Here is an 11,621-nt window from a genome sequence, read left to right on the forward strand (position 1 = left end):
AGGTTATCCAACCACATAAAGAAAAACCTTCCACAAGATAGCTGGAGGGTTATTTGGTATGCCTAAAAACAGTATAGTATATAAAAAAATGAATTTTACAGAGAGATATTGACATCCTATTAGCTGGTTTAGTCCAATAACAAGTATAGCCACTTCCTTTTGGAGACGGCTATTTTTCATATCTAAAGCATGCATAAATCAGTAGCAATAATCCTTTCAAAAAATCCCTATAAAAAAAGAAAGAGCAAACACTCTTTCTAATGGAAGTAAAGCATCATTTATTCAGTTTATCCAGATTGTCAGATATGTTTTTAAGAATTTGATTCTGTTCCTTTTGTAATTTTAAAAATCGGGTGGTAAACCAAATGATAAAGGCAATTGGAGCTAGGTAAATAAATAAAGAAAAAATCGGCAGAACAGTCATCCAGAGTGAAGTTGTCAACGTGTGATCCCCCATTATTTTTTGATTTTTTTAATTATTATAACATATTATTTATCGTTGATTACATAGTGGATACCCACGAGTAAAAGGGCAGAGAACGAAAGAAGGGTTTTAGTTCTCCATTGTAGAATAGATACTCTAAGATCACCTAGGTGTTAGGAGGTGAATAATATTAAAGAGACGTTTAATCTTAAATATATGTGTATTTAATGCTGGTTATTATTCCTTTATCCATCCTTGGCTATTATTTTGCAGTTAACAATGAATCATTATTTTTCTTATATGAATGGCTGCTTGCTGCATTAGTGATAGCTTTAGTAATATTCTCAATCAAAAATATACTATCGATTAAAAACAACCTGAGATGGGTTGCTGCTTCCATTTTAGCTTTTTTAATTCAATTCTCAGTCCTCGCGTTATTTTTAGGCCCGCTAACACATCATTTAATGTTCTATCTATATTATATTTGTGCCATAGTTTCCATTACTGTGTTTATCATAACCATAAGAAAAAACAAAACCTTAAGGGTTATTCCTTTGATATTTTTTATGTTAACAAGATTATTCACATTTTATATTCTGACCTTAAATGCTTTGTGGGGAACTAATTTGAGTTAGCAACTATAAACAAACTTTAGCCTTTGCTTCAATTTGGAAGAGCTGATCAGCTCTTTTCTGATATTTAGGTAAAGGAGAGGATGAACAATGAAAATATGCTTTAAAGCAGGTTTTCTCTGTTAAGTGAGGAATAGTAACTAATGATTCTAATAATATACTAGAGAAAGAGGGGTAATAAGATGGGAAGAGTTGTAGGATTTGAACTAAGCAGCTAAGAACCTGAAAAAGCAGCGGAATTTTATTCTAAAGTTTTTGGTTGGAAAATAGCCGAACCTCACTGGGATTATTGGGCTGTTATTACAAAGGGTGGGGATGAGAAGCCTAGTATTAACGGAGGGATTGGGAAAGGACCGAATGATTACCCTCATGGAACTCGCATTCAAATTGAAGTAGATTCAATTGACCAAGCTATATCTAATGCCAAAGACAGTGGCGCGAAAATTGTACGAGATAAAATGGAGTTTGATGACTTTTATTTGGCATACTTAATCGACCCAGTTGGCCTTGGTTTCGGTCTCATTCAAAAGAAATAAACAGATTATGAGCGAAGCTGTAATTTAAACAACCTGAGGAGTTAATCTTAGAAAGGTTAATGCCTTTTCTGGTGATGGGCTTATGGAAGTAATAAGGTGAGATTACCAAATTAGGAAGAAAATAATATGTAAGTAGGAGGATTTTCATTGGAGAGCTTTGATTTCAGCTTTAACAATAAGTATGTGAGAATGTGGTTTATTTGGGTGCTTCCTATATTAATACTCTCTGTCATTCTATTTCTTCTTTTACCGGTGAATTATCAATGGATACCTATGTATCTTCCAGTGCCAGTTGTGATTATCTTTTTTTGTTGGTATCAGTTGGATAAATACAAAAATAGAAATTAACAGTTTGAACCGAAGAGAGCAGGAATAGTTTGATTTGGGAGGCAGTTCAATGATATTCGAAGTAACCTATCAAGTTCGAGTTACAGATATAAGTATTGGTCAAAGGTGGTATGAAATCTTTTTGAATAAAACGCCTGATTTTATTCCACATGAGGGGTTTGCAGAGTGGGAACTCATACCTGGGTGTTGGTTACAAGTCGCTGAAGGAACGCCTTCGGGAGGCAGTGGACCTCTTCGAATAGGGGTAAAAGACATAATGTACGAAAAAGAGAGGCTATGCCGAGAATTAAAGGTTGATCATTTTGAGATATTCTCAAGACCAGGAGTCCCGGTAAGGTGGGGCAGTTTTACAGACCCTTGGGGGAACGGTATTGGTCTATTCGAATACATAAACAAGTCAAAGGAAAGAGAGCGTATTACGACTATCTTAGGTAATAGAGAATATTTTTGATAAATTGCTGAAGCGTGGAAGAGTTGTTAGTTTAACCTTCTTATAAAGATGGGCTTAATTCCATTACTTCAAAGCTATAAAGAACTTTAAGGATAAGTGTTTTGCAGATAGCTGTGAATATAGAGATGGAGTGTAGAGATGAGATGGACATGTTAATGATAAATAAAAATGTAAAGGGCAAACGTTATAAGCAATTAATAGACTTACTCTTAAGGAATTGTGATTGCTTTGCTTTTGTAGCAGATAGACAATTGATGGAATTTGAAAAAGAGTATCATGCCTATATGGAGAATGTGATAACCGACATGGAAGAACATTTAATCGAGAGGCGAATACAGAAAGAATGGGAAACGACAAGGCTTTCTGAAGATACAGCATACGTTTATTATTTCAAAATGAATAATGCAACAAGACAATTTTTGAAAGATCAATGTCATTCGCTTTTTGATTGGATTAGTCCGGAACGGCCAGAAGACTTAATGTTTTACCATAAGGATAAATGTATATTAGCTGTTTGCTCTCACGAAAAATACTATTTGGTGGAAGAGAGCGTCTGGGATAGTTTCAGGCTCTTTTCGTAAGGATTGTTGCTAATTCCATAAGAAAAAGACAGCATTTTTGCTGTCTCATTGTTTAATGAAGCCCCCGTAAGTTTAAAAGACCGTCAATTTGACAGCCATCTTCTGCTAATGGTCTAGCTGTAAAAGTGAATTACAAGCAAAATGATAGGGCAAATTATCATCGAACTTATTAATGACGAGATATATTGTTTAGATTTCTTTAGATATTTCCACTCCAAAATAACTTGAAACCCCATTAATGCCATGAAAAATAGAACGAATTGCCATTCTAGAATGACACTCGAACCCTTGGTAATACTGGATACTACAAATATAAAGATTATTATCGCTCTTCCCCATCGGTCAATTCTTTTACCGGGAGTTTCGGAGATGCTTTTTCTCTTTACACCCCAAAATTTATCTGTCATTTTTTCTACCGAAAATACTACTAATAATAAAATAATTAGAACCGTCAACAGCCTCAAAATTAACCCTCTCCATTTATCTTTATTAGTCACTGCTTCAAATACTATAACCATATAATTCGATATGGATGATAGAAACCCTTCTAAAGCTAACCTGTCCCTCTGTTCAAGGAGGCGCTCTCAATCTAAAATTGTACAGTAAAATGAATAGCAGCTTCCCTAAGCAATAATCTTTACGATAACAGCCTATTAATAAAAGGCTGCAGATTAGCGGGAGGGGAAATGGTAAAGATTAAGAAGTGACTCTTTTTCAATTGATTTATAAATATATATATATTTATACCCTTGACCTTAGACAATACTCCAATGTTATGGTGGTATTGGGAGAGTGGTTCATATGCAAATCAAAGATTTCTCTAAGAAATATAAGATTCAAACGGATACGATTCGTTATTATGAGAAAGAGCAGATATTGAAGCCTAAAAGGCGAGACAATGGGTATCGAGAATATGATGAAGATAGTGAAAAGCAGCTGCAGCTTATCATCGTATTAAAGCATTTGGGCTTCACAATTAAAGAGATTCAACAATTGCTCATATTAAAAGACAAACCAATATCAGCAGAATGTAACAATTCAACCGTATGGTTAATTGAGCAAAAGCTATCAAATATTGATGGGAAAATTCAGTTTTATGAACAAGCATCAAAGACATTGAAAAACGTTAAAGAGCTGATAAAAGAAGAAAAATATACAGAGAATAAAGAAGTGATTGAGGATTTGCTGTTTGAACTCTTCAAAAGCAGCGATAAGAGGAATTTATAATGACAGTTAAAAGAATCGTCCGTATCGAAAATGGAATTGCCTTTGCCATTTCTTTTTATATTTACGTGTACCTAAATTTCCCGGTTTGGCTGTTTTTTGTCCTTTTATTAGTTCCTGATATAACTATGATTGGTTATGCAATGAATAAAAAAATTGGCGCCATTGTTTATAATTTCGGACACAGTTTGATTGTACCGCTACTTTTCTTTATCAGTTACTTTTACTTTTCAAATGTTTATTTACTCATAATATCAATTATCTGGCTAGCACATATATTTATGGATAGATTATTGGGATTTGGATTGAAATATGAAGACACTTTTAACATAACACATATACAAAAATTGTAATGGAGCCATTATGCCACTAGAAAGTAAGCCGCTTCCTTTATGGAGGCGGCTTGTTTTACTTTCTCTACTGACTAGGAGCAGGTCACATTATACGGCAAGCCTTCTATAAGCATAGAGCTGCATCAAATTTGATTATGCTACCTTACCTTTTGTCCACCTGGCAGGATGACCCGTTTTCTGATTAATAGGTTCAATAAAGTATATCCCAATAAGGCTCCCGTGAAGGAACTGATCGTGAAGGCAGGGATGAGTCCGAAAATGGTCATTTCTTCTCCGAGGATTAAAACGGCTATGGGATAGGTCGCGATTGCCCCTAGTATGCCGGTGCCGATTACTTCGCCAAGGGCAGATAGCCCAATATTTTTTGTCTTGCTGTAAAGGATGGCTGCCAGGAAGGCGCCAATCATGCTTCCGGGATAGGCGAATAGGCTGCCCGTTCCGATTATATTCCTGATAGTGGAGGAGAGGAAGGCTTGCATAATGGCGTAGGCCGGGCCCAATAGGACAGCTGAAAGCAGGTTTACGAGATGCTGGATTGGGAATATCTTTGCGAATCCAATCGGGATGAAAATCAGGCTGCTGGATATACTCGTGATGGCTGCGAGTAAAGCGGTCATGGTCAGTTTTTTTGTCCGGTTCATGGTTTACACTCACCTTTCTTCGATTACGGTTTGTTAAATTAGCCCTTTAAACAATGAACGAATTTTTCCTCCAGCAATGTTCCTTTTCTTAAAACTTATTCGAATAGATGCTGATGATTTGCTCCCAAATCGGTTGAATGTGTGCGTGCAATCTTTCAGTAAACGTGTCCATGTAATTTCCTCCTCGTATACTATTGACGACCATATAAACAGCAGGGAGTGTAATTGCCGTATGGGTACTGAATGGAAGGGGAGACCAAAATAAAAACCACTCTCACAAATGGAAAGTGGTAAATGGTAGAAGTCATACTAGCTTCATCATTCCTACTTCCCTCCGCTAGTATGAACTAGATCAGGTTCAAAGGGTTCTTCTCAGCCATTGGCGCCCCTAGTAGATATACATATTTAGTTCATAGTCTTTTAACATCAGAAAACCCTGACCAATCAATTGGAAGGTCAGGATGAATGGAATACACGTCATCCCTCATAATTTCACCTTCCCTCCGCTAGCATGAACTAGGTCAGGTTCAAAGGGTTCGGAGGAAACGCCAGCTCCATCTCAGCCTTTTGCAAGACACCCCTAGTGCTGTTTATATGAATTATCTATTAGCTTACCAAAATTAGTAAGTAAATCAATCTATTTCGAAAAATAAATATCCTAACCCTTTGTTAAATAGATATATCACATGTGTCTGTTACTCCTTAGTCTAATAGGCAAGGACAATTTTTCTCAATAAATATTCGCTCTTTTGTTATAATTAAGACATTGATTCGAGAGGGGGCAGAATCCGTGAGTAAAAAAAGAATTCTAGCAAGCTTTTTATTTTTATTATTATTGGTTGCAGCAGGATGCAGAGATGATTCTGTTCAGCCAGAAAGCCGGCTGAAAGATTATGTGAAGCTGTGGAACGAGCAGAAATTTGATGATATGTATGCGGATTATCTTTCGGCTTCCACTAAGGAAACCTTTAAAAGTGAGGATTTCGTCGATCGGTATGAAAAAGTATATAGTGATCTTGGCATTACCGATTTAGAGGTGAAAACCAATTTTGAAGAGGAACAGGAGCACGAGGATAAAGAGCAGGTTACGCTTCCGATTCAGGTAAAGATGAACTCCATCGCTGGAGAAATCGAGTTTGATAAGGAAGTAGAATTAAAGAAAGAAACGCGTGATGAAGAAGAGAACTGGTATATCGACTGGGATACGACCTTTATTTTCCCGGACTTGCAGAAAGATGAGAAGATAGGTATTGGCTCCACAAAAGCGCAGAGGGGCGAGATTTTTGACCGTAATGGAAAGGGTCTTGCCATCAATGGAACAGCCCAGCAGGTCGGAATCGTCCCAGAACAATTTGATGAGTCGAAAAAAGATGAGGTCGCGAAAATACTTGATAACTCGACTGAATACATCGATAAGCAGTTGAATCAAAGCTGGGTGGAACCTGCCCTTTTCGTACCCATCCAAAAAATTGCCAAGGACGATAAGGAACGAATTGAAAAGCTAAAAGCGATCGATGGTGTCCAGTTCCGAGAAACGGCGGTGCGGGAATATCCTTATAAGGAAAGTGCCGCTCATCTGACAGGCTATGTCGGAACGATTACCGCTGAAGAGCTTGAGAAGCATAAGGATAAGGGATACTCCGCAAGCAGTGTCATCGGGAAGCGGGGACTTGAGGAATTGTTAGAGCAAGAGCTTCGCGGCAAGGATGGCTATACCATTTATATTGACCGGGAAGAGCCTTCCATAATCGCAGAAACGGAGCCGGAGGATGGGCAAAGCGTCAAACTAATGATTGATGCCGATTTGCAGAAGACCGCCTTTTCCAACATGAAGGGCGTGGCCGGTACCTATTCAGCCGTCCACCCTGAAACAGGAGATGTGCTCGCGCTTGTGAGCTCGCCATCCTTTAATCCAAATGACTTTATCTTAGGAATGAGCTCTGATAACTATGCAAAGCTGGAGAAAGATGCGAAGCAGCCACTATTGAACCGCTTCTCCGCAGCATTCTCACCAGGGTCATCCATTAAGCCGCTTATAGCGATGATTGGTCTGAATGAAGGAACGCTTGACCCGAATAAAACAATCGACATATCTGGACTGAAATGGTCGAAGGGGGCGGAATGGGGCAATGCCTCCATCACACGCGTAACCGACCCGAAAAGACCGGTTGACCTGGAAGCAGCCCTGCAGTATTCAGATAATATTTATTTCGCCCAAACGGCCCTGGCCATTGGTGAAGAGAAAATGATCAGCGGCTTGAAAGAATTGGGCATAGGGGAGAAAGAGTTCCCGCTTGAATACCCAGTAAGAGCTTCACAGGTTTCAAATGACGGGAAGCTGACAGACAGCAAGCTTCTGGCTGACACCGGATATGGGCAAGGAGAGGTGCTGATGAGCCTTGTTCACCTTGCATCCTTGTATGGAGGAATCGTCCAAGACGGAACCCTCATGAAACCGCGCCTATTGGAGACAACGGAAGCGGCCGTCTGGAAAGATTCCATCACTTCAAGTGAAAACGCAGCCATACTGAAGAAGGATATGCGCAAGGTTGTCACGGACGGAACGGCGACCGCTGCCAAGTCTGATAAATACGCCTTGGCCGGGAAGACCGGAACGGCTGAATTGAAGAAAAGCCAGGATGAAAAAGGACAGGAAAATGGCTTGTTTGTTGCCTATGATCAAAACAACCCGAATGTCGTCATGTCCATCCTAGTAGAGAATGTCCAAGATGAAGGCGGAGGCAAGGCCGTACAGAAAATGATCTTGAATACATTTGAAAAATGGGATGCGAAAGGATTGAAATAATCTAAGCATCCGTTTGGAATACCGTGCACCTTACAAAACAGTCCTGTTGTGAAACGACTGCTTTGTAGGGTGTTTTTTATTGGCCTCTAAATATTCAAAAATAATATTTGTCGCTAAATTTTCTCGGAGGCATCTGATTTAAGAAGGAGTAATGCCATTTTATGTTGAAATTCATAAGGAGAGTCAGGGTTAATAAGTGAGCTCAGAGGTGAAAAATGATACAGAATGGCGAACTGCTTATTCGACTAATGAATGCGAATGATTATGAGGTAATGGTCAAGTGGCTAAATGATAAGAAGGTATTAGAATTCTATGAAGAGCCACCTTCCAATATGGATAGAGTCATAAAAAAATACGGTCCAAGAGTAGAAGGACAACATAATGTTACCCCCTGTATCATAGAACACAAAGAAGAACCAATAGGTTATATCCAATATTATAAAATTCAGGAAGATGAATTCAGAAGATATGGCTATACAACAAACGAAAGAATCTATGGGATAGATCAGTTTATTGGAGAAAGCCGATTATGGGGTAAAGGAATGGGCACCTCAATGATTCTGATGATGTTAAACTACCTGAGCATCAATAAAAATGCTTCTAGGGTTGTGTTAGAAGTGAAAATAGGTAATGGTAGAGCGATTTCATGCTATAAGAAATGTGGCTTTAGGGAAATAAAAGACTTAAACGATGCCCATTGTTTAATGGAATGGGTAAACAGGACTAAATAAAATCGATATTTTCTTATATAACTATTAGGAGCTGTAATACAAGATAAAATTAACTGTTTCATGATGGATTTTCAGAAGAAATAGGGGGCGAAGAAGATGGAATTCGAATTTTTGGATTTTGATAGTATTAAAGGAGAAGAAATAGATTTACATCTTGTAAAGACAGTACCTGGAAACAAGGAAAAGAACTGGGTTCCAGCTTATCATTTCAACATTTCCTTAAGTGGTTCCCTCAGGCCAATAGGTCATATTGATATAAGAATTGGATACAATGAAAATTTATACTATGGGGGCCATATTGGTTATTCAGTTAACGAGGAATATAGAGGTAGTTACTATGCTGCAAAATCTGTATTGCTATTGAGGAAAGTTGCACAAGCTCATAAAATGGAAAAACTATTTATTACTTGTAATCCGGATAACATCGCTTCAAGAAAAACTTGTGAATATATCGGAGCCAAACTTATAAAAATGGTTGATGTCCCAAAAGAAAATGATATGTATCGACGAGGAGAAAAGCAAAAATGTATTTTTGAATGGGTGTGTACTAAAATATAAATCATTTTGTTAAAGATATAGAACCAAAAGCATTAGAAAGGTAGGAAGATAATCAATTCTAAGTGAACAGCTGTCATTAAGTCTGTATTTTTATAAGGCTGTTTTCGAATAGATAGTTGCTCCTGGAACGTGTATTCCCTCAAGTTTAGTACATAACCATTTAAATGGAGGCTAAGTGCAACAAAGAGATGTAGAATTAGGAACTAGATAGGGGATGAAGAGCTATGTGTTATAAGCTAAGAGAAAGAACAGAAGAAGATGTTAAGGAATTTATTACTTGGACATATGATGGTATATATTCATTTTATGATAACAATATCCAGGAAGAAAAAATCGATGGTTTTATCCAAAGTGTCAATTCAGAAAAACAATTCTCAGTGGTTGATGAAAACAACAATTTAATTGGGAATTGCGAATTTTATAATGTCGAAGATGATGGAGAAACAATATTAGCTGTGGGGGTGCAAATGAAACCATCTCTTACAGGACAGGGGAATGGTTCTAATTTTGTTCATACGGTGGTTGAACAAGGTAGAGAATTACTGAATTTTCATCATTTAGAATTAGCCGTAGTGGAGTTTAACAAACGAGCGATAAGAACGTATGAGAAGATTGGCTTTAAAAAGAAGGGGGAATTTGACAATGAAATAAGAGGAAATACATATAACTTTATTATTATGGCTAAAGATTGGAGATGTTAGGGAAATTCGTTATACAACTATAGGGGCACTGATCTGTCGTCCTAAAGAGCGGTTCGAAGTGCTGATAAAACATAAGCGGTTCAAGATTTTTCTTGAACCGCTTATGTTAAGGATAAATACCCGGTATTCCGAACGGAAAAAAGACTGGTAGCACCCATAGAATGGCTAATCCGAGGGCCAGGAAAAAAGAGAAGATTATACTGAATACGCTTTTAACAACCTGTTTCTTTTCATTCTTTCGTTCAAACGGGATTCCTACGACGCCGATAACAAATGCCACTGTTGCTAAAACCATCAGGTATAACGTCAAATTATGATTGGTCGATGGATCAAACAGAATCAAAGATATAAAAGTGAATAAACAGACAACTGAAAGTACAAAGGAGATCTGATTGGCAATGCCTTTTATACTTTTCATAGGGACCACCTTTCCTTTGAATTAACAGTAATATTTTACTAAATTAACAAATAATTGTAAATCTTGATTGTGGTTGTGATACCGTCACCACAGACCATTTTACAGCTAACGGGTAGAATTGTTGTGTAAATAGAATTTTGGTTTTGTTATTCAACTAACAGGGTGTTGATCCAAGAAGGATTAACACCCTTTTCTTTTTAACTTCTTATGAAAGTATATGGGCAGGATAGCTGAAGAAGGATTAAAATCTGAGCGGCATCAGGCGATATTATTGTTACACGTAATCATTTCACCGCCATTGTATTGCACCTAAATATAATTAAAGTAGAATAAAGTGAAAATATTCCACATTATATGCGTTAGGATAGCGGGAATTAAAGACTTTGTAAGTCTAAATACTAAGCCGAATGCTATCCCTAATATAAAACCGAAAAAAAGGTATGAAGGGTGGGTAAAACTAAATAAAACTGAAGAGATTAATAAAGAAATGAGGTAACTTGGAAATTTATTTACCCAAATTGCCAAGGGAGCTCTAAATAACAACTCTTCAAAGATGGGTACTAAAATAGTCATACTGACTATAAATAGCACCAACTCGTATGTATCTAACATTACTGTTCTTGGATATAGGTTATGGGTTGTTGATATGTCTCTATTAATAATAAATAAATTTGAAATAAAAATGAATAATAATGCCAATACAATAACTAGATATGTATTTAATCTTTTTAGTACACCAAAATCGAACAATTTAGCTCTAGTTTTTGGAAAGATAAATACTAACAACGCAGCTAGGATAAAGGCAATAGTTCTCCACGTTAAAGTAAATTCTGGATTCTCCAATTTAAAATCCCCCTGTTTAGATTATTTAATAACATTATTCTCTACAAATGATTTAAAGTCCTTTATCCAGATATCTATTTGAAAGAATGTGCCAAATAAACAGGGGGCTTTAATTAACAACTAAGACAGTAGATATCTGTCTCTTTTTTATGTACTTAGCAACAATCTTTAGAAAACAGCCTTTTATAAAAACAAGAGGACATTATTAAAGAGAAAAGGATTTTCGGAGGAGTTATTAGTTTACATAATATTTTTATTTTTAGAACATTACAATTCCATACCATTAAGTTAAAAAGGGCTAACACTGGTTAATTGATAAAATATCGTTATAATCGAGAAAATAAAAGAAAAAGAGGAGATACTTTGTTGAAAAG

At 36.9% G+C, this 11,621-nt stretch carries 12 protein-coding genes, 1 pseudogene and 2 riboswitches; of the genes and pseudogenes, 9 read left to right on the forward strand and 4 right to left on the reverse strand.

Going from position 1 to position 11,621, the window contains the following annotated elements; translation table 11 throughout:
• Positions 1 to 1,238 precede the first annotated feature (1,238 nt).
• The 3 genes and pseudogenes from CYL18_RS17165 (at position 1,239) to CYL18_RS17180 (ending at position 2,972) form a co-directional block, all read left to right on the forward strand.
• Positions 1,239 to 1,592: pseudogene (locus tag CYL18_RS17165) on the forward strand (VOC family protein).
• Positions 1,593 to 1,989: 397 nt separating this feature from the next.
• Positions 1,990 to 2,391 (forward strand): VOC family protein, encoded by a 402-nt coding sequence (locus tag CYL18_RS17175; protein ID WP_104850723.1) that lies wholly within the window; start codon positions 1,990 to 1,992, stop codon positions 2,389 to 2,391.
• 155 nt (positions 2,392 to 2,546) lie between these two features.
• A complete protein-coding gene (locus tag CYL18_RS17180) occupies positions 2,547 to 2,972 on the forward strand; it encodes a stage III sporulation protein AH (protein WP_236636512.1) in 426 nt (141 codons plus the stop codon).
• Between the two features lie 113 nt (positions 2,973 to 3,085).
• Here the strand turns inward: CYL18_RS17180 and CYL18_RS19745 are convergent, their stop codons facing one another.
• Complete coding sequence (locus CYL18_RS19745; protein WP_104850724.1) at positions 3,086 to 3,490, reverse strand: DUF4181 domain-containing protein; 405 nt, start codon at positions 3,488 to 3,490, stop codon at positions 3,086 to 3,088.
• Positions 3,491 to 3,773: 283 nt separating this feature from the next.
• Between CYL18_RS19745 and CYL18_RS17190 the strand changes: the two genes are divergently transcribed.
• Both CYL18_RS17190 and CYL18_RS17195 read left to right on the forward strand, forming a co-directional pair.
• Positions 3,774 to 4,199, forward strand: a complete 426-nt coding sequence (locus CYL18_RS17190; protein WP_104850725.1) for a MerR family transcriptional regulator — start codon at positions 3,774 to 3,776, stop codon at positions 4,197 to 4,199.
• Positions 4,199 to 4,549: a DUF4260 domain-containing protein gene (locus tag CYL18_RS17195; protein ID WP_104850726.1), complete on the forward strand. Its 351-nt coding sequence runs from the start codon at positions 4,199 to 4,201 to the stop codon at positions 4,547 to 4,549. The genes CYL18_RS17190 and CYL18_RS17195 overlap by 1 nt, the downstream gene beginning before the upstream one ends.
• Before the next feature lie 137 nt (positions 4,550 to 4,686).
• Here CYL18_RS17195 and thiW read toward each other — a convergent pair whose 3' ends face one another.
• The gene (gene thiW / locus CYL18_RS17200) at positions 4,687 to 5,190 is read right to left on the reverse strand and encodes an energy coupling factor transporter S component ThiW (protein WP_104850727.1); all 504 of its coding nucleotides are present in this window, start codon (positions 5,188 to 5,190) and stop codon (positions 4,687 to 4,689) included.
• Positions 5,191 to 5,502: 312 nt separating this feature from the next.
• Positions 5,503 to 5,590: riboswitch (TPP riboswitch) on the reverse strand.
• An 80-nt stretch (positions 5,591 to 5,670) separates the two neighbouring features.
• Positions 5,671 to 5,782: riboswitch (TPP riboswitch) on the reverse strand.
• 198 nt (positions 5,783 to 5,980) lie between these two features.
• Between thiW and CYL18_RS17205 the strand changes: the two genes are divergently transcribed.
• The 4 genes from CYL18_RS17205 to CYL18_RS17220 all read left to right on the forward strand — a co-directional run bounded on the left by CYL18_RS17205 (position 5,981) and on the right by CYL18_RS17220 (position 9,986).
• A complete protein-coding gene (locus CYL18_RS17205; protein WP_104850728.1) occupies positions 5,981 to 7,996 on the forward strand; it encodes a penicillin-binding transpeptidase domain-containing protein in 2,016 nt (671 codons plus the stop codon).
• Positions 7,997 to 8,211: 215 nt separating this feature from the next.
• Positions 8,212 to 8,727, forward strand: coding sequence for a GNAT family N-acetyltransferase (locus CYL18_RS17210; RefSeq protein ID WP_104850729.1), 516 nt, complete (start codon positions 8,212 to 8,214; stop codon positions 8,725 to 8,727).
• 96 nt (positions 8,728 to 8,823) lie between these two features.
• On the forward strand, positions 8,824 to 9,285 hold the full coding sequence (locus tag CYL18_RS17215; protein WP_104850730.1) for a GNAT family N-acetyltransferase: 462 nt from the start codon (positions 8,824 to 8,826) through the stop codon (positions 9,283 to 9,285).
• A gap of 224 nt (positions 9,286 to 9,509) precedes the next feature.
• Complete coding sequence (locus tag CYL18_RS17220; RefSeq protein WP_104850731.1) at positions 9,510 to 9,986, forward strand: GNAT family N-acetyltransferase; 477 nt, start codon at positions 9,510 to 9,512, stop codon at positions 9,984 to 9,986.
• A gap of 106 nt (positions 9,987 to 10,092) precedes the next feature.
• Here CYL18_RS17220 and CYL18_RS17225 read toward each other — a convergent pair whose 3' ends face one another.
• Entirely contained in the window at positions 10,093 to 10,404 is a 312-nt protein-coding gene (locus CYL18_RS17225) for a hypothetical protein (protein WP_104850732.1), read from the reverse strand.
• A gap of 309 nt (positions 10,405 to 10,713) precedes the next feature.
• Positions 10,714 to 11,247 (reverse strand): CPBP family intramembrane glutamic endopeptidase, encoded by a 534-nt coding sequence (locus tag CYL18_RS17230; protein ID WP_104850733.1) that lies wholly within the window; start codon positions 11,245 to 11,247, stop codon positions 10,714 to 10,716.
• Between the last annotated feature and the right edge of the window lie 374 nt (positions 11,248 to 11,621).

Source organism: Pradoshia eiseniae (assembly GCF_002946355.1).
Lineage (GTDB): Bacteria > Bacillota > Bacilli > Bacillales > Pradoshiaceae > Pradoshia > Pradoshia eiseniae.